18 protein-coding genes are annotated in these 15,573 nt (G+C 64.9%); 2 read left to right on the top strand and 16 right to left on the bottom strand.

Translation table 11 applies throughout. The annotated features are described in order from the left end of the window. Positions 1–22: 22 nt before the first annotated feature. The 12 genes from tilS to ruvC all read right to left on the bottom strand — a co-directional run bounded on the left by tilS (position 23) and on the right by ruvC (position 9,701). Entirely contained in the window at positions 23–1,276 is a 1,254-nt protein-coding gene (gene tilS, locus AB3N21_RS01725; protein ID WP_367933591.1) for a tRNA lysidine(34) synthetase TilS, read from the bottom strand. Then, the gene (gene ybgF, locus AB3N21_RS01720) at positions 1,273–2,097 is read right to left on the bottom strand and encodes a tol-pal system protein YbgF (RefSeq protein WP_367933921.1); all 825 of its coding nucleotides are present in this window, start codon (positions 2,095–2,097) and stop codon (positions 1,273–1,275) included. The genes tilS and ybgF overlap by 4 nt, the downstream gene beginning before the upstream one ends. Before the next feature lie 4 nt (positions 2,098–2,101). After that, on the bottom strand, positions 2,102–2,614 hold the full coding sequence (gene pal / locus AB3N21_RS01715; protein ID WP_367933590.1) for a peptidoglycan-associated lipoprotein Pal: 513 nt from the start codon (positions 2,612–2,614) through the stop codon (positions 2,102–2,104). A gap of 106 nt (positions 2,615–2,720) precedes the next feature. Further along, positions 2,721–4,037: a Tol-Pal system beta propeller repeat protein TolB gene (gene tolB, locus AB3N21_RS01710; RefSeq protein ID WP_367933589.1), complete on the bottom strand. Its 1,317-nt coding sequence runs from the start codon at positions 4,035–4,037 to the stop codon at positions 2,721–2,723. After that, on the bottom strand, positions 4,034–5,140 hold the full coding sequence (locus AB3N21_RS01705; protein ID WP_367933588.1) for an energy transducer TonB: 1,107 nt from the start codon (positions 5,138–5,140) through the stop codon (positions 4,034–4,036). Before AB3N21_RS01705 ends, tolB begins: the two co-directional genes overlap by 4 nt. A 9-nt stretch (positions 5,141–5,149) precedes the next feature. Beyond that, positions 5,150–5,623 (bottom strand): protein TolR, encoded by a 474-nt coding sequence (tolR, locus tag AB3N21_RS01700; protein WP_367933587.1) that lies wholly within the window; start codon positions 5,621–5,623, stop codon positions 5,150–5,152. Between the two features lie 3 nt (positions 5,624–5,626). Continuing rightward, the gene (gene tolQ / locus AB3N21_RS01695; protein ID WP_171173535.1) at positions 5,627–6,322 is read right to left on the bottom strand and encodes a protein TolQ; all 696 of its coding nucleotides are present in this window, start codon (positions 6,320–6,322) and stop codon (positions 5,627–5,629) included. 107 nt (positions 6,323–6,429) lie between these two features. Further along, entirely contained in the window at positions 6,430–6,813 is a 384-nt protein-coding gene (ybgC, locus tag AB3N21_RS01690; RefSeq protein ID WP_367933586.1) for a tol-pal system-associated acyl-CoA thioesterase, read from the bottom strand. Continuing rightward, positions 6,813–7,433, bottom strand: a complete 621-nt coding sequence (locus AB3N21_RS01685; RefSeq protein ID WP_367933920.1) for a hypothetical protein — start codon at positions 7,431–7,433, stop codon at positions 6,813–6,815. The genes ybgC and AB3N21_RS01685 overlap by 1 nt, the downstream gene beginning before the upstream one ends. Before the next feature lie 63 nt (positions 7,434–7,496). Beyond that, on the bottom strand, positions 7,497–8,516 hold the full coding sequence (ruvB, locus tag AB3N21_RS01680) for a Holliday junction branch migration DNA helicase RuvB (protein WP_367933585.1): 1,020 nt from the start codon (positions 8,514–8,516) through the stop codon (positions 7,497–7,499). A 7-nt stretch (positions 8,517–8,523) separates the two neighbouring features. Further along, positions 8,524–9,207: a Holliday junction branch migration protein RuvA gene (gene ruvA / locus AB3N21_RS01675; RefSeq protein WP_367933584.1), complete on the bottom strand. Its 684-nt coding sequence runs from the start codon at positions 9,205–9,207 to the stop codon at positions 8,524–8,526. Then, positions 9,204–9,701 (bottom strand): crossover junction endodeoxyribonuclease RuvC, encoded by a 498-nt coding sequence (gene ruvC / locus AB3N21_RS01670; RefSeq protein ID WP_367933583.1) that lies wholly within the window; start codon positions 9,699–9,701, stop codon positions 9,204–9,206. Before ruvC ends, ruvA begins: the two co-directional genes overlap by 4 nt. Positions 9,702–10,034: 333 nt before the next feature. Between ruvC and AB3N21_RS01665 the strand changes: the two genes are divergently transcribed. Beyond that, entirely contained in the window at positions 10,035–10,247 is a 213-nt protein-coding gene (locus AB3N21_RS01665) for a DUF1127 domain-containing protein (protein WP_171173530.1), read from the top strand. 104 nt (positions 10,248–10,351) lie between these two features. On the opposite strand, the gene AB3N21_RS01660 is transcribed toward AB3N21_RS01665, so the two are convergent. The 4 genes from AB3N21_RS01660 to AB3N21_RS01645 form a co-directional block, all read right to left on the bottom strand. Further along, positions 10,352–10,696: a hypothetical protein gene (locus AB3N21_RS01660; RefSeq protein WP_171173529.1), complete on the bottom strand. Its 345-nt coding sequence runs from the start codon at positions 10,694–10,696 to the stop codon at positions 10,352–10,354. Positions 10,697–10,796: 100 nt separating this feature from the next. Further along, a complete protein-coding gene (locus AB3N21_RS01655; RefSeq protein WP_367933582.1) occupies positions 10,797–11,675 on the bottom strand; it encodes a 50S ribosomal protein L11 methyltransferase in 879 nt (292 codons plus the stop codon). Further along, complete coding sequence (locus tag AB3N21_RS01650) at positions 11,675–13,069, bottom strand: MATE family efflux transporter (protein WP_367933581.1); 1,395 nt, start codon at positions 13,067–13,069, stop codon at positions 11,675–11,677. Before AB3N21_RS01650 ends, AB3N21_RS01655 begins: the two co-directional genes overlap by 1 nt. Before the next feature lie 6 nt (positions 13,070–13,075). Next, the gene (locus tag AB3N21_RS01645; protein ID WP_367933580.1) at positions 13,076–14,308 is read right to left on the bottom strand and encodes an MFS transporter; all 1,233 of its coding nucleotides are present in this window, start codon (positions 14,306–14,308) and stop codon (positions 13,076–13,078) included. A 128-nt stretch (positions 14,309–14,436) separates the two neighbouring features. Between AB3N21_RS01645 and AB3N21_RS01640 the strand changes: the two genes are divergently transcribed. Beyond that, positions 14,437–15,498: a YeeE/YedE family protein gene (locus tag AB3N21_RS01640; RefSeq protein ID WP_367933579.1), complete on the top strand. Its 1,062-nt coding sequence runs from the start codon at positions 14,437–14,439 to the stop codon at positions 15,496–15,498. The last annotated feature ends 75 nt before the right edge of the window (positions 15,499–15,573 follow it).

The following is a 15,573-nucleotide window of genomic DNA, read 5'->3' as shown; positions in this document are numbered from 1 at the left end:
AATAGAGATGATTGAGGCAGGTTCAATGCGATAAAAGGGTTGCAAGGAACTCTTCCCATTCAACCAGCAGTCCCGTCTGCCAGCCATTCGCATATCCGGCGATGGGCGCGGCCAGCAAGTCCCCGTCTTTCCAAACCGCGGGCGAGGCGATCAGCGCGGCCTGAGGACGGCCCGTTGCGCGCCAGTCGGGCATCTGCGTCAAGCCCTCTTCGCCCAACGCGCGGACGGTTGCTCCCTGGATCGTAGGGCCAGTCAGGGTCCAACGGTTGTCCCAGGGCTGGTCAACCGGCCCAGCGATGTCGCGGATGGCGTTGTATTCACGGCAGAACCGCGCCTCATCGCCGGTCCGCAGGATCAGACAGCCGCCCAGCGCGCCTGCCCGCCCCGCATGCAGAGCGGTCAGAGCTTCCTGCACGGCGGCACGGCGCGGCGGATAGGTATGCCCGGCGATCCAGCCGGTGATTGCCAGCAGCAGGCGACGGGCGATTTCTTCGGGCAGGGCGGAAAACCCACGCAGGTTCAAAAGAACGTCACCTTCGTCCGGCCGGGCCAAATTCTGCGCGGATTTCAGCGTGTAGTGATCCAGCGCGTCCCGCGCCTGCGCCAGATTCTGCGCCACCGAGGCGAGCGACTCGGCCGTGATCCCCAGCGGACCGAGATGGGTCAGAGCCTCGCGTGCCTTGATTCGATCAAAGCGGGTATCCTGATTCGACGGGTCCTCGATCCAGTTCAGACCGCGCGCGCGCAGATGGTCGCGCAGCCGGGCGCGGGTGATCCCCAGCATCGGGCGCCAGAGTGTCACCCCGTCCTGCACCCGCCGCACGGGCATGGCCGACAACCCGGTGACACCGGCAGCGCGCCCAAGCCGCATCAGCACCGTTTCCGCCTGATCGTCCGCCGTGTGCCCCAGCGCCAGCAGAGTGATCCCGTTGCGCCTGGCCCATCCGGTCAGCAGGTGATACCGCGCCTGCCGCGCCTGATCCTGAAGGTTGCCGGACCCGTCCCAGCCCTCCCAGCGCAGGGTCTCATGTGCGATGCCCAGCCGCGCGGCCAAGGCAGCCACCTGTGCCGCCTCCTTTGCCGCCTCGGGGCGCAGGCCATGATCCACGGTTGCGGCAGAGATGGCGACACCCTCGCCGTTCAATACATCAACCAACAGATCAAGCAGCGCGATCGAATCTCCACCGCCCGAGACGGCGACGCCCAGCCGGCGCGGCAGCTCAGACGGCAACTGCGCGCGCAGATCGGCGCGCAGCCTGTCGGTCTCTTGCGTCAAGAACAGCCCAGCGCCGCCATTTCCCGGCTCGCCTCGGCGACCGCAGCCGATGCAGGAAAGCGCACGCCGACCTCGCCCAGCGTGATGCAGGCCTGATCGGTCTGACCCAGACGGCCCAGCGCGGCGCCAAGCTCATAAAGTGCTTCCGGCGCCACGGGACCCTCGGAATCGCCGGTGAAACTGGCCAGAAACGCCCGTGCCGCCTCGCGCGTATCGCCCAGCCCTTTCAGCGCGCGGCCGCGCTTTAGCTGAGCCTCGGGCGCCAGCGGGCTGCCGGGATACGAACTGTCGAACTGGCCGAACATCTCGGCGGCCCGGCTAAAATCGCCGTCGTCCAGCGCCTTGGAGGCCGCATCGAATTCGGCGCGTTCGCCGACGGCAAGCTCGCTGTCATCCACGGTCGGGGTCGCGGGTTCAATCGCCGGGGCCGTCGTCTGGGTGCCGGTTTCGCCGCCCAGCGTCGAGGTTTCGCCCAAAGTGCTGATGTCGCCACCTTCAAGCTCGACCAGACGGAACTCCAGATCGCCAATGCGGTTGGTGCCATCGGCCACGATCCGCTCGATCCGCTGGTTGAGCTGTTCGGTCTGGCTGGTCAGGCGTTGCAACTCAGCCTCGATGGCATCCACACGCTCGAGCACCGAACTGCCGGACAGGTTCGGAGACGGCGACCCGGTGGTCGAGAACTCACGCTTGAGCCGCTGGATTTCCACATGCAGGACAGTCAGCTCCTGCCGGATATCCGCCAGTGTCTGCTGATCCTGCGCCCGGGCCATACCAGCCGTTGCCACGGCCGCCGCCAGAACCAAAGCCGCAATGCGCATCATCTTACCCCGTGGTTGCACCCGTCAGAACCGTCACGGCGCGGCGGTTCTTGGCATAACATGCCTCTTCGCTGCAGATCTCGATGGGGCGCTCCTTGCCATAGGTCACGGTCTTGAGCCGGTTGCCCGCAACCCCGCGCGAAATCAGGAACTCGCGGGCGGCGTTGGCCCGGCGCGCGCCCAGCGCAAGGTTGTATTCCCGCGTGCCCTGCTCATCCGCGTGACCTTCGATGGTGGCGGTGAAATCGACATTCCGCAGCAGCCAGTCGGCCTGCCCTTGCAGGATCGTCTGCGCCTCGGCGGTCAGGGTGGACTGGTCGACCGAGAACAGCACCCGGTCACCGATGGCCTGCTGGAAATAGGCCGGAGAGGTCGGGTCGCTGGCCACGCCAGCCCCGGCGCCACCCGCGCCCGCTCCGCCAGCGCCTCCGCTGCCCCAGGCCGACGGGTCGGTGTTGGAACAGGCCGCCAGCGCCACCAGGGCGATGGGGGCCACGATCTTGCCCAATAGGTTCATCTCAATGCCTCACTCGTTCTTTTGTGTTCTGCGCCTGTTTCTACCACAGGCGCCGTCTCATGTGAACGCAGCCGTTGGGCCGCGCCGATCACTTCTGCCCCGTTCCCTACTGCAACGGAGACCATGCCGGGTCGCTGCCACCGTCCGGGGTACGGACCGGGCGCAGGTTGCGGCCCGAAATGTCCACGGAATAGAGCGCCGAGCGTCCGCTGGCGCCCTGGGTTTCACGGGTGAACATGATCACCCGGCCATTGGGCGCCCATGTCGGCCCCTCGTCCAGGAACGAGGCGGTCAGCAGCCGTTCCTCGCTGCCATCGGTGCGCATCACACCGATATGGAACCGGCCCTTGTTCTGTTTGGTAAAGGCAATGTAATCGCCACGCGGCGACCAGACCGGAGTGCCATAGCGGCCCTTGCCGAAGCTGATCCGCCGCGCTTCGCCACCCCGCGCGGGCATGATGTAAAGCTGCGGCGTGCCCGACCGGTCGCTTTCGAACACGATCTGGCTGCCGTCCGGCGAATAGCTGGGCGCGGTCTCGATCGAGGGCGCGTTGGTCAGGCGCGCGCTCTGGCCCGAGCCGATATTCATCGACCACAGATCGGTGTTGCCGCCCTGGGCCAGCGAATAGAGCACCGTCTGCCCGTCCGGCGAAAAGCGCGGCGCAAAGCTCATGGTGCCTTCCTGGCTCTGCAGGACGCGGCGCTGCACCCGGCCCACATCCAGCACGTAGATGCGCGGCGTACCGCTCTCGTAGCTGGTATAAAGCACCCGATCCCCGGTTGGCGAAAACCGCGGCGCCAGCACGATGGCCGAACTGTCGGTCAGGTACTGCACATTTGCGCCGTCGTAATCCATGATCGCCAGCCGCTTGCGCCGTTGGTTCTTGGGGCCGCTCTCGGACACAAAGGCCACCCGGCTGTCGAAATAACCGCTTTCGCCGGTGATCCGGCTATAGACCTGATCGGCCACCTTGTGCGCCATGCGCCGCCAGCCGTCGGTGGTGCCCGCGAATTGCAGCCCGTTGCCCAGTTCCGCACCCGAGAACACGTCCCAGATCCGGAACCGCACCGTCAGTTGGTTGCCCGAAACGTTCACCGCCCCGGTCACCAGCGCCTGCGCATTGATCGCCTTCCAGTCGGCGAACTGCACCGGCGCCTCGAAGCTGCTGACCTGACTGATATAGGCGTCCGAGCCGATCTCGCGGAACAGACCCGTGCCGCTGAGGTCGGCAGCCACGACGCGGGCCAGTTGCGCCGAATACTCGGCAGCCGCCGGGCTGTCGGGCACGAAGTTCGGAGCCGCAAACGGCAGCGGCTCGATCACGCCCTCGGTAATCTCGATCCGCAGCGGCTGGTTCTGCGCCTGGGCGGGGGCCACCAGCAGCGCCGTGCCCAGAAAGAGGCTGGTCAGAAATTTCATCATTTGATCCGCATCCTCTCGGGATTGAAGGTCATCTCAATATTCTGCCACTGACCGTATTTCTCGGTCGGCAGGTCGTATCCTTTGGCACCACAGCGAACGATGGCGCGGCGCGCGGCCTCAAAGGCCTGCTGCGCGGCTGCGGACGAGCCGCCCGAGCTTTCCAGCAGCCGCACGCTGTTGCTGATCGGTTTGCCGTCGGGCTGCATGGCGACGGACACCACAACGGTAGTGTTCAGCGCGTCCGTGGACAATGAGCCGACATTCCAACAGTTCGAAACCGCGATCCGCAGTGCGTCCTTTTCGCCACCGGTCAGGGGCGGGCCGCTGGGGGCCGGGGCCGCCTGCGCGCCGCCCAGGGCCTCGGCCAGCGCATCCTCAACCGCATCCTGCGTGTTGGGACTGGAGTCGGGTGGATCTTCCTGTTCAGCCGTCTGCACCGGCTCGGGCTTGGGCCGTGACGGGCGCGATTTTGGACGGGGCGAGCTTTGGGCCGCCGGATCGGGGCTTTCCTCTGCCTCGGTCACGATCTGGTCGGTCGCCTCTTTCTGCGCCGTCTCTTCCTGCTCGGGTTGCTGCTCTTCGGCGCCGTCCTCGGCCGAGACCGGAGGCGTGTCCACATCGTCGGGCTTCACATCGGGGGGCGGCGGTGCCACAGGCTGCGGCGCGACCCGGTCAGCGGGCCGGGGTTGCGGGCGCGGGCCCGGAGGCAGCAGCGCCACTTCCTCGGGGTCGGGCTGCTCCAGGGTGGGCGTGTCCTCGACCACCTCGGGATCCGGGGGCTCGGCAACCACTTCGGGCTGTGGTTCCGGCTCAGGTTCGGGCTGGGCCACGGGTTCGGGAGGCGCCTGTTCCGGCTCGGGCTCGGCGGGCGCCGGCACCGCGACCTGATCGTCCGGCTGCTCAGGTTGTTGCAGGTCCGAGGGCACATCCACAACCTCGGGCGCCTGTTTCGGCGCGGTCAGCGCTGCATATTCCTCAGCCGAAATCACCGACACATCCTGCACCTCGAACGGCAACGGCTCGGACCGGAAGGTACCGCCGAACAACGCCCATCCGACCAAGGTCACATGGAGGACGCCTGAGATCTTGGTGCCGGTCTGCAAACCGCTGCCTCACTCTCCGCCTTCGTCCAGCGTCGGCCCGCCGGTATCCGTCACAAGGCCTACATTCGAAAACCCGCCCGCGTTGAGCGCGCCCATGACCTGCATGACCTGCGCATAGGGAATGCCACCATCGGCACGCAGAAACACCCGGTCACTGCTCCGTTCTGCCGCAATCGCGCGCAGTTTTCCGATCAATTCCGCGCGAGCGACATCCGTCGTCTGGATCTGCACCCGGCCATCACCGGTCAACGTCACGGTCAGCGGTTCTTCACTGTCCGAGGGCAGCGCGTTTGCGGCGGTCTTGGGCAGATCCACCGGCACGCCCACGGTCAGCAGCGGAGCGGCCACCATGAAGATGATCAACAGCACGAGCATGACATCGACAAACGGCGTGACGTTGATCTCAGCCATCGGCTGCGCCCGGCCCCGCCGCCGCCCGCGCCTGCGGCCGTTATCCGCGCTCTGCTGTACCGCCGCGCCCATGGCTCAGCTGTCCAATTGCCGCGACAGGATGGTGGCGAACTCGTCGGCAAAGGCCTCGTACCCGCCCACGATCCGGTCACTGTCCGCGCTCAGCTTGTTGTAGAAGATCACCGCCGGGATCGCCGCCAGCAGGCCCAGACCGGTGGCCAGCAACGCCTCGGCAATCCCCGGCGCCACCACGGCCAGGTTGGTGTTCTGCTGCTCGGCAATCTCGATAAAGGCGTTCATGATGCCCCAGACGGTGCCGAAAAGCCCCACAAACGGCGCGGTCGAGCCCACCGTGGCCAGCACCGGCAGCCCCTTTTGCAGCCCCTCGGCCTCTTTCGCGATCGCCACATCCATCGACCGGTCGATCCGCGCCTGCGCGCCCGCGATCAGCCCGCCATCGGTCCGGTGCGAGCGCCGCCACTCGATCATTCCGGCGGCAAAGATCTTTTCCGAACTGCCATTTGGCTGCGGCCCAATCCGTTCGAACAGCTCATCCAGCGGGTTGCCCGACCAAAAGGATTCATCGAATACCTGCGCCTCGCCGCGCGCAGACCGATAGGTGATGAGCTTCTGAATGATGATCGACCACGCCCAGAACGACGCGGCCAGCAGCATCAGCATCACTAGTTTCACGACAAGGGTTGCACGGGCAAACAGCCCCCACATGGAGAAATCGATCTCCTGCGCCAGCGCCAGCGTTTCAGCTTCCATGACCTGCTCTTTGTTGCCTGACAGCCCATTGGTTCGGGCTTGTTTTGCGAAACGCTAACGTAGATCGGGGTGAAATGCCAACAGAACCACCCCTGCCGACAAAATTGTTACAGCAATGCGCGAATCTCTGCCGGAAGCCGCACCGGCTTGCCCTCGGCATTTATGCAGACGGCAGTGACAGTCGCCCGGAAGACCTCCGTATCCCCCCGCCGCACCAGTTGCGCCATGGTCAGGCGAGCGCCCGAAATCGCCGTCATCTCGGTCTCGATCACCAGCTCATCGTCGAATTTCGCGGTTGCAAGGTATTCCGCCTCGATCTTGCGCACGACCCAGACGATGCCCGCATCCCGCATCGCGTTCTGGTCATTGCCCAGTTGCCGCACCCAGTCCGAACGCGCCCGTTCGATATAGCGCAGGTAGTTGGCATGATAGACGATGCCCCCCATGTCGGTGTCTTCGTAATAGACCCGGACCGGGAAGACATGCTTCATCACGACTGCTCCTGACGGGCAAACAACCTGAGCGCATGAGAGCTGTCCCGCGCAGCCCCCGGCAGCACCGGATCATAGGCAGCCCGGATCAGCCCGGCAATGTCGGGCCGCAGGATCGTCGCCTCGCCCGCCACGGCCAACGGAGACTGAGTGCGGAACGCGGTATCGGACCACAGCAGGACGGTCTGCACGACCTGACTCAGCGCCAGTGTCTCGGCGGGCAACTTCGACATCTGCTCATCCATGCGCAGGAACACAAACGCCGCCTTGATCGCGCCATCCTCTTCGAACCGGAACACGCGGTACTGGTTGGCATCGGCCGCGATCAGACGCTTCACCAGCGGCTTGAGATCCGGGATCAGCCGGTCGAGATCGGGGACCTCGGGCAACTCGGCCCAATCGCGAAAGAAAAACACCATGCAATTGGCGCCCAGTTCCGGATCGGTCTCGGCCATCTTGTGCCCGGCGAGTGTCACCACCGCCTCGAAGGCGCCCTTGACCACCGACAGGGTCTGATCCTCGACCCCGAACACGATGGGCACGATCGGGCGCCCCCAGCGGGCAAACACGAACTCACCGCTTTCGCGGGTAAACAGGGCTTCGATCTCTTCCGGTGTCACGCGCAGATCTTCATCTTTTTCCAAATACTCCCGCCGGAGGCATAAAATCTCCGGCGCGCGGCTTCAACCAAACAGATCGCTCTGCCGCTTCGGCATCGGCAGCCCCAGATGCGCCCAGGCCTTCTGCGCCAGCATCCGCCCGCGCGGTGTGCGCTGGATCAGCCCCTGCTGCAACAGATAAGGCTCAATTACTTCCTCAAGCGAGTCCCGGCTTTCCGACAGCGCCGCCGACAACGTCTCGATCCCCACCGGGCCACCCGCGTAATTCTCGGCGATCAGCTTCAGATACCGCCGGTCGGCACCATCCAGCCCCAGATTGTCCACCCCCAGCCGCGTCAACGCCCCATCTGCCAGATCGCGAGTGATCCGCCCGTCGCCCTCGACCACGGCAAAATCCACCACCCGGCGCAGCAGCCGACCCGCGATCCGGGGCGTTCCCCGCGAGCGCCGCGCAATCTCGCGGGCGCCTTTGTCGTCGGCAGGCGCCCCCAGCTTGCGGGCATTGCGGGTGACGATCTCGTGCAACTCGTCGACCGTGTAGAACTGCAACCGGGTCGGGATGCCGAACCGGTCCCGCAGCGGCGTGGTCAGCAGGCCCATCCGGGTGGTCGCACCGACCAGCGTAAAGGGCTGCAACTCAATCCGCACGGTGCGCGCGGCAGGTCCCTCACCGATCACCAGATCCAGCTCGAAATCCTCCATCGCGGGATAGAGCACCTCTTCCACCGCCGGGTTCAGCCGGTGGATTTCGTCGATGAACAGCACATCGCGCGATTCCAGATTGGTCAGGATCGCCGCCAGATCACCGGCCTTGGCCAGCACCGGGCCGGACGTCATGCGGAAATTCACGCCCAACTCGCGCGCCATGATCTGCGCCAGCGTGGTCTTGCCCAGACCGGGCGGGCCATGAAACAGCGTGTGATCCATCGCCTCGCCGCGCTGGCGGGCGGACTGGATGAAGATACGCAGATTGGCCCGCGCCTCGGCCTGACCGATGAACTCATCGAGTCCTTGCGGGCGCAGCGCGCGGTCATGATCCTCGGGCAGCGGCTCAGGCCGGATGGTGGGATCGGCGTCGATCATTTCTCACTCAGCCTTTCGGAGCCAGCAGTTTCAGCGCGGCGCGGATCAGGTCCGCTTCACCTGCGTCGGGGAAAGTAGCGGCCGCCTCGGCCACGGCAGCGGCGGCCTCGGACGGACCATAGCCCAGATTGGACAGCGCCGACAGGGCACCCGCCGACGCGGCAGCCGCCCCGGAGGACGCCCTTGCCGCCGGCTTGCGGGCAGACGCCGGCGCGGCCTCGACCAGCTCGACCACCTCCAGCGCCGGGCCGTCCATCGCCTCGGCCACGGTGCCGCCCATTGCCATCACGCCGGGCGCCTTGTCCTTGAGGTCCAGCACGATCCGCTGCGCCGTCTTGGGGCCCACCCCTTTGGCCGCCTTGACCGAGGCCCAATCCCCCAGCGCAATCGCGCGGCTTACGCCATCGGGGCCCAGCGCGCCTAGAATAGCCAGCGAAACCTTGGCCCCCACCCCCTGCACCGAGCAGAGCAACCGGTGCCATTCTTTCTCGACCAGCGACAGAAAGCCGTAAAGCTGCATCAGATCCTCGCGCACCACCATGTCGGTGAACAGCGAGACGGCCTCACCCGGCCCGGGCAGTGCGGCCATCGTGCGGTCCGAGCAATAGACGATGTAGCCCACGCCGCGCACGTCGATCAGGATGTGGTCTGCCGTGCGGTAGTCCAGCCGTCCCGTCAGTTTACCGATCATGCCCGCACCTCTCTCACCCGCATCGGCGCTGCCCCGCCGTAATAGGAATGGCAGATGGCAATCGCCAGCGCATCCGCGGCGTCGGCCCCTTTCGGCTGACAGCCGGGCAGTTGCAGCTTGACCATGTGCAGAACCTGTTCCTTCTCGGCATGCCCGACACCCACAACCGTCTTCTTGACCCGGTTGGGCGCATATTCCCCCACCGGCAACCCCGCCTGTGCCAGCGTCAGCAGCGCCACGCCGCGCGCCTGACCCAGCTTGAGCGTGCCAGCGCCGTCCTTGTTCACGAAGGTCTGTTCGATGGCCGCCTGATCCGGCGCATGGGTTGCGATCACCTCGACGATCTGGTTGTGCAGCGACAGCAGCCGCTCCCCCAGATCATCACCATCGGAATGGCAATGCCCGTTGGCCACGTGACTCAATCGGCTGCCATGCGATTCGATGACGCCCCATCCCAGGGTTCTCAGCCCCGGATCAATGCCCAGAATCCGCATATATCGCCTCGGCCTGCTCGGGTTTTGTTGCCTTTTATTCGAACTAGCACGAAGCAAGAACATTTTCCAAGCGCTTTGACCTCACGCCCGAAAGCGACACGGCTGTCCAACCCGCGACATCAAGGGCGAAAAACGACCCAGAACTGCCTAGAAGCGACCGTTTGGAGAGTCCGATAATCACCAACATTTCAAAGGGGTTACAGTGTTTTCGAGCATTGCAGAAACTGCATAGGACACATGCAATTTTCGTTCTTGCGCGGGCAATCGGGCGTTACTAGATGGCCGTCAGATCGAGAGATCACACTGAAAACGCAAACCAGAAGGACACAGGATATGGCTGCACTGGACACCACCCGCCCCACCATTGGCTCGTTCGGCCTCTTTGGCCGTATCGGCGCAACTTTCGCATCGGTCGTGAACGCCGTTGTTGATTGGAACGACGCCCGCGCCACCCGCAACGCGCTGTCGGATCTGTCGGATCGCGAACTGGAAGATATCGGCCTGTGCCGTGGCGACATCGACGCCGTGGCCGAGGGCAAGCGCTGAGCAAAGCCACTCACTCTCCCTGCCCCACTCCTCCCTAAGGGGCAAACAGAAACGCCGCGTGTCTCATACACGCGGCGTTTTCTTTTGTCCGGTAGGAGGTAGGGTTAGGGCAGGAACGGTCCAATCTGCTCGGCGATCAGCGCCGACAGTGGATCGGCTTGCATCACCCAGGCACCGGCTTTCTCGACCGATGTTCCCTCGTTCAAACGTTCGACACGCTGATCGTAGGAAGTCGCACCCAGGGTCGCCAGCAAGAAGCCCTTGAACAGGAAGAAGGCGACAAGAGACAGCACCATCACCCTCAGCGGGGCAGCCGACCGGACCCGGCGGGGTTTCATCACCACCAGTCCGTCTGCACGCATCTGCGCGCGATACCCGCGTGTCATGGCACGATGCTTTTTGGTCAGACGCTGAATGCGCTGCTCAAAAGGCATCTGCCTGTTGGCCATGGTAGCCTCCATAACCGGTCCCTCCATAAAAACCTGATTGAGGCTACGTATGAAATGAGCCAAAACCAAGGCAAAAGATCGTTGATGTTGGCAAATTGGCCTAAATTGCGCCTTCTTTGTGCAAAACAAGCGTCGTCCATTCACCAATCATATTCCTAGCGTGCAGATTGGTTCCATTCTGGACATAAACGGACAATACGTCATCGGCTTGTTCGTTGAGAATCCCCGACAAAATCGCATATCCGCCCGGCCGCAGATTCTCTGTCAGATCCGGCGCCAGGGCGACCAGCGGGCCTTTCAGGATGTTGGCAAAGATCAAATCATAAGGCGCATGGGCCTTCAGATCGGGGTGATCAAAGCCGGCGGCCTCAAGGCACCGGACCGCACCGTCCATCCCGTTGGCGCGCAGGTTCGCCTCGGCCACATCGACGGCCACCTCGTCGATATCGCTGGCAAGAATGTCGCCCTGCCAGACCCGTGCCGCCGCCATCGCCAGCACCGCCGTGCCACATCCGATATCGGCCACTGTCCTGGCTTCGAACCCTTCCTCGATCAGCCGGTCAAGCGCCCGCAGGCATCCCAATGTGGTGCCGTGATGCCCGGTGCCAAAGGCCATCGCGGCCTCAATCAGCAGCGGGATGCGACCGTCGGGCAGTTTGTCAGCATCGTGACTGCCATAGACAAAGAACCGTCCGGCCTCGACCGGGGCCAATTCACGGCGCACATGGGCGACCCAGTCGGTTTCCGGCAGTTCCGAAACCACAAAGGGCTTCGCCCCGAATGCCGCCGCCAGAACCGCCAGCGCGGTTTCATCCGGGGTTTCGGTGAAATAACCGCCAACCTCCCACAGGCCCGAGCCGTCCTCGACCTCAAACACGCCGACACCGGTCGGCTCGGGCGTCAGACGTTCCATCGCCTCGCCAAGTCCTTCGGCAGCGGCCTTGCCGGTCAGTGTGGTCAGAGCGGTATAGGTGGGCATCAGCGTCTCCTGAATCTGTCCGCATGCGCGTAGGACCGGGAGGGCGCGAGGTCAAGCACCGGCAGGGCCTGCCGGCTCAGCGCGACCACATAGTGCCAGCCCCAGAGCGCGGCGGCGAGCCCGACCAGAACGCTGCACAGCGCCTGCGCATATATTACGCCCGGCGCGCCAAAGGCGGCAGCCGTCCACAATGCGACCGGCAGGGTCAGCGCCCCGTCGCGGAACCAGTTGGTCAGCGTCGCGCGGCGCGGGCGGCCCAGCGCATTGAACGCGGCGTTCGAAACAAAGAGCAAGGCGGCAAAGACAAAACCGCCCGCCCCCACCTGGGTAAAGGCCACCAACACCTCGGCAGAGGGGCCCTGCAGGGCAAACCCCCGCGCGATGCCCGGCCCCGCCGCCGCCAGGATGGCCCACATCACAAGCGTATACCCCAGCCCGAACAGAACCGCGTCGCGATAGGTGCACCGCACCCGTGCATAGTCCCGCGCGCCGTAATTCTGGCCGAAGATGCCGCCAATGGCGCCAGCCAGCGAGAAGATGCCTCCGAACGCCACCACCGTCAGCCGCCCGACGACGGCCCAGCCCGCCATCGCCTGATCCCCGAACTGTGCCATGACCGAGGTCAGGACATAGTTGCCGACAGGCGCGGCAAGCTGCGTCAGGATCGCGGGCACAGCGATGAGCAGGTAGGGTCTGAGGCTGCCCAGGCAATCCCGCCGCCGGGGCCGTGCCAGCAGGTCGTGCGGCACCGTGGCGAAATAGATCGCCATGCCGAGCATCACGAAACGAAACAGCACCACGCCCAGCGCCGCCCCATCGAGGCCCAGGCCCAGCCCGTAGATCAGGATCGGATCGATCACCAGCGCCACCCCGCCCGAGGTCAGCGTGACCGACATCGAACGCACCCCATCCCCTTCGGCCCGCAGCGCGCCATTGGCGATCATCGCGGCCGCCATGATGCCCAGCGAGGGCACCGTCATCGCCAGATACCGCGCCGCCAGCGCCGCCGTCTCGCCGGTGGCCCCCGACAAGGCCAGGATCTGGTGCCGGAAGATCAGGATCAGCAGGCCAACAGCGCTCTGGATCAGAAAGGCCAGCACCAGCGCCGAGGTCGCCTGCCGTCGGGCCAGTCTCCGCCGCCCCTGCCCGATCCCCTTCGAGATCAGGGCGGTAGCGGCGATCATCAGCCCGATCCCGGCGCTGACCGAAAGAAACTGGATAGCAAAGGCAAATCCGATCGCGGCCATCAGCCGGGGCTGTTCCAGCTTGGAAATCCAGAACAGGTTGGCCGCATCGACCAGAAAGACAAAGGTAATCCCGGTGGCCCCGGTCAGGGTCATGCGCACCACATGCCCCATGGTCGAGCCGGTCAGGAACCTGCCTTTTTCACTCATGCGCCCTCATTCCGCCGGGGCCGGAGCATATTTCGACAGAATGGTCTCGTTGCCCGGCTCGGGATGGCGCGGCACCAGCAGCGACAGGCCCAGCGAGATCAGCGCCATGGCAGCGGCCAGACCAAAGACGGCGCCGGGTGAGATCACCCAGAGCAGCCCCAGAAGCGCGGGCAGGAACACCGCCGCGATATGGTTGATGGTGAACGCCACCGCTGCGGTGGGTGCGATATCCGCCGGGTCGGCGATCTTCTGGAAATAGGTCTTGAGCGCCAGTGCCAGCGCAAACAGGATGTGGTCGATCACGTAAAGCACCGCTGCCAGCAGCACGCCCCAGCCGAACCAGTAGATCCCGCCATAGGCCGCAAAGACCAGCGCCAGCCCGGCATATTCAAAGATCAGCGTTCGCCGCTCGCCGAACCGGGCCACCGCCTTGCCCAGCAGGGGCGCCACGGTCATGTTGATCATCAGGTTGATCATGTAGAGCCCGGTGAGCTCGTGAACGTCGAACCCGAATTTCTCGACCATCATGAAGCCCGCAAAGACCACGAAGATCTGCCGCCGCGCACCCGCCATGAATTGCAGCAGGTAATAGAGCCAATAGCGGCGGCGCAGGATTAGCTTCTTGGTCTGCGGCGTGGGCGCGTCGAATTGCGGATAGGCCACCAGGCAGAAAACGGCCAGAAACAGGGTCAGACCCCCGGCCGCCATGAAGACGGTGTTATAGGCCAGATCGAACCGCTCCCATGTCAGCACGATCAGCCCGTAAATCACCAGCGTCGCGGCCGAGCCCATGGCCACCAGCCAGCCCAGGGTCTGCGGCGCCCGATCCTTGGGCAGCCATTGCAGCTGCAGCGACTGGTTCACCGTCTCATAGTAGTGAAAGCCGATTGAGCTGAAGAGCGTGACGAACAGCAACCCGCCAAGGCTCGGGAACCATGCGGTCACGGCGGTGGCGACCCCCAGCAGGGCCAGCGAAATCAGCCCCAGCACCTGCTCGCGCACGAAGATGATCACGGCGATCACGCCGACGGCCAGAAAGCCCGGGATCTCGCGCACGGTATGCAGCAGGCCGATATCCGCCCCGTCGAAATTCGCCACCTCGATGACGAAGTTGTTCAGCAGCGCGCTCCACGCGTTGAACGCAATCGGCATGGTCATCGCCATGACGAAAAGCAGCACGATGGGGCGCCGCCACAGGGGCAGGTTCTCTGCCTCCGACAGAGGGATCGGTTTCAACATGAGAGTCCTCTACGCCCATTGTGCCCACTTTGCGAGGGGAAAGGTGCCTGCGCACATCTGATCTGCATCAATGCGCAGGGCGGATCGCAAAGATATATCGCAATTCATGAATTGATACGGAGCACCACATGGATCTGATCAGCCTCGTCGAACGGATCGGAGAAGCCCCGACCGCCGCCCTGTTCGGTCTGGCGACCGGCATCACCTTCGGCGTGGCGGCACAGCGCTCGCGCTTTTGTCTCAGGGCCGCCACGGTGGAGTTTGCCCGGGGCCGGATGGAAGACAAGGTGGCGGTCTGGCTGCTGACCTTTTCGACGGCGCTGGTCTGGGTGCAGGCGACGCAGATGCTGGGGCTGATGGATGCGGCGGATGCGCGGATGATGGCGGTGCCGGGCAGCTGGTCCGGGGCGATCATCGGTGGGCTGATGTTCGGCACCGGCATGGTGCTCGCGCGCGGCTGCTCGGGGCGGCTGCTGGTGCTGGCGGCCACGGGCAACCTGCGCTCGGTGGTGTCCGGGTTGATCTTTGCGGTGGTGGCACAGATGAGCCTCTCGGGCCTGCTGTCGCCCGCCCGCGACCGGATCGCCGCGCTCTGGATCACTGAGGGCGGGCGCAACATGGACCTGCTCGCCGCAACCGGCCTGCCGCCTTATGCCGGTCTCGTCCTCGGCGCGCTGATCGCGGTGCTGGCCCTGGTGCTCGCCCGGCGCCACCGCATCGGCACGGCACGGCTGATCTTTGCCTCCGGTGTGGGGTTTGCCGTGGCACTGGGCTGGGTGCTGACCTACGCGCTGGCGCAGGTTGCCTTTGACCCGGTGCAGATCGAAAGCGCCACCTTTACCGGCCCGTCGGCGCACACGCTGATGTTCTTCCTCGACCGGGACGCGGTGCTGGAGTTCGACATCGGCCTGGTGCCCGGCGTCTTCATCGGCGCCATGCTCGCCGCCTGGTTTGCCGGAGAAATGAAGCTGCAGGCCTTCGACGGCCCGGTCACCATGCGCAAGGCAATGATCGGGGCCGCACTGATGGGCTTTGGCGGCATGCTAGCCGGCGGCTGCGCCATCGGCGCAGGCGTGACCGGCGGCTCGATCTTTGTCGGTACGGCATGGGCTGCCCTCTTCTTCATGTGGGTGGGCGCGATGCTGACCGACTTCCTGATCGACCAACGTTCCGAAGCTGTGACCGCCTGATGCTTCTTCTTGCTGAAAATACGCAAATAACCCCACTGTTACCGCAGGTGGTACCGGTCGGGCATCCGCCTCCGG

Source organism: Ruegeria sp., assembly GCF_040830605.1.
GTDB lineage: Bacteria > Pseudomonadota > Alphaproteobacteria > Rhodobacterales > Rhodobacteraceae > Ruegeria.
This window is presented reverse-complemented; position numbering and strand designations above follow the sequence as displayed.

Excerpts from the sequence above, each read along its gene's own strand:
- ybgC (WP_367933586.1), bottom strand. The coding sequence starts at position 6,813 with ATGAAGCATGTCTTCCCGGTCCGGGTCTATTACGAAGACACCGACATG.
- AB3N21_RS01655 (WP_367933582.1), bottom strand. The coding sequence starts at position 11,675 with ATGCCCACCTATACCGCTCTGACCACACTGACCGGCAAGGCCGCTGCC.
- ybgF (WP_367933921.1), bottom strand. The coding sequence starts at position 2,097 with ATGCGCATTGCGGCTTTGGTTCTGGCGGCGGCCGTGGCAACGGCTGGT.
- tolB (WP_367933589.1), bottom strand. The coding sequence starts at position 4,037 with ATGATGAAATTTCTGACCAGCCTCTTTCTGGGCACGGCGCTGCTGGTG.
- AB3N21_RS01640 (WP_367933579.1), top strand. The coding sequence starts at position 14,437 with ATGGATCTGATCAGCCTCGTCGAACGGATCGGAGAAGCCCCGACCGCC.
- AB3N21_RS01665 (WP_171173530.1), top strand. The coding sequence starts at position 10,035 with ATGGCTGCACTGGACACCACCCGCCCCACCATTGGCTCGTTCGGCCTC.
- ruvC (WP_367933583.1), bottom strand. The coding sequence starts at position 9,701 with ATGCGGATTCTGGGCATTGATCCGGGGCTGAGAACCCTGGGATGGGGC.
- ruvB (WP_367933585.1), bottom strand. The coding sequence starts at position 8,516 with ATGATCGACGCCGATCCCACCATCCGGCCTGAGCCGCTGCCCGAGGAT.
- tolR (WP_367933587.1), bottom strand. The coding sequence starts at position 5,623 with ATGGGCGCGGCGGTACAGCAGAGCGCGGATAACGGCCGCAGGCGCGGG.
- ruvA (WP_367933584.1), bottom strand. The coding sequence starts at position 9,207 with ATGATCGGTAAACTGACGGGACGGCTGGACTACCGCACGGCAGACCAC.
- tolQ (WP_171173535.1), bottom strand. The coding sequence starts at position 6,322 with ATGGAAGCTGAAACGCTGGCGCTGGCGCAGGAGATCGATTTCTCCATG.
- AB3N21_RS01660 (WP_171173529.1), bottom strand. The coding sequence starts at position 10,696 with ATGGCCAACAGGCAGATGCCTTTTGAGCAGCGCATTCAGCGTCTGACC.
- pal (WP_367933590.1), bottom strand. The coding sequence starts at position 2,614 with ATGAACCTATTGGGCAAGATCGTGGCCCCCATCGCCCTGGTGGCGCTG.
- AB3N21_RS01650 (WP_367933581.1), bottom strand. The coding sequence starts at position 13,069 with ATGAGTGAAAAAGGCAGGTTCCTGACCGGCTCGACCATGGGGCATGTG.
- AB3N21_RS01645 (WP_367933580.1), bottom strand. The coding sequence starts at position 14,308 with ATGTTGAAACCGATCCCTCTGTCGGAGGCAGAGAACCTGCCCCTGTGG.